This is a genomic window from Arthrobacter hankyongi (genome assembly GCF_022012395.1).
GTDB lineage: Bacteria > Actinomycetota > Actinomycetes > Actinomycetales > Micrococcaceae > Crystallibacter > Crystallibacter hankyongi.
This window is the reverse complement of the sequence record NZ_JAKLTQ010000060.1, coordinates 1-845: the sequence shown is the minus strand read 5'-3', so window position 1 is coordinate 845 and position 845 is coordinate 1. Positions and strand designations below refer to the sequence as shown.

The 845-nt window shown below is 72.2% G+C and carries 1 pseudogene; it reads right to left on the bottom strand.

The window, feature by feature from the left end:
• Positions 1 to 845: pseudogene (locus LVY72_RS24120) on the bottom strand (glycine dehydrogenase); the annotation flags it as partial.

Below are 845 nucleotides of genomic sequence, written 5' to 3'. Positions count from 1 at the left end.
GCGATGGCCTTCAGGCCTTCGGGTCCGTGGTAGACCGCGTACATGCTGGCGCAGATGGCCAGCAGGGCCTGGGCGGTGCAGATGTTGGAGGTGGCCTTCTCGCGGCGGATGTGCTGCTCGCGGGTCTGCAGCGCCAGCCGGTAGGCCGGCATGCCCGCGGAGTCCTTCGAGACGCCGACCAGGCGGCCGGGCAGCTGGCGCTCCAGGCCCTGGTGCACGGCCATGTAGGCCGCGTGCGGGCCGCCGAAGAACAGCGGCACGCCGAAGCGCTGGGAATTGCCCACCGCGATGTCCGCGCCCTGCTCGCCGGGCGGGGTGATCAGGGTCAGGGCCAGCAGGTCCGCCGCCACGGTGACCATCGCCCCGCGCTCCTTGGCCGCCGCGATGGTCCCGGCGTGGTCGAACACCCGGCCCGAGGCGCCGGGCTGCTGCAGCACGATCCCGGAGATCTCGCCCCCGGGCAGGCCGGCGGACAGGTCCGCGACCTCGACCGCGAAGCCCAGCGCCTTCGCCCGGCCCTTGACCACCGCGATGGTCTGCGGCAGCAGGTCCGCGTCCAGCACGGTCCGGCCCGCGGCATGCTTCTTGTTGGCCCGGCGCATCAGCAGCACCGCCTCGGCCACCGCGGTGGCCTCGTCCAGCAGCGAGGCGTTGGCGATCGGCAGCCCGGTCAGGTCCGCGACCATGGTCTGGAAGTTCAGCAGCGCCTCGAGCCGGCCCTGGGAGATCTCCGGCTGGTACGGGGTATAGGCGGTGTACCAGGCCGGGTTCTCCACGATGTTGCGGCGGATCACCGGCGGGGTGACGGTGTCGTAGTAGCCCTGGCCGATCATCTGCACGGCCAT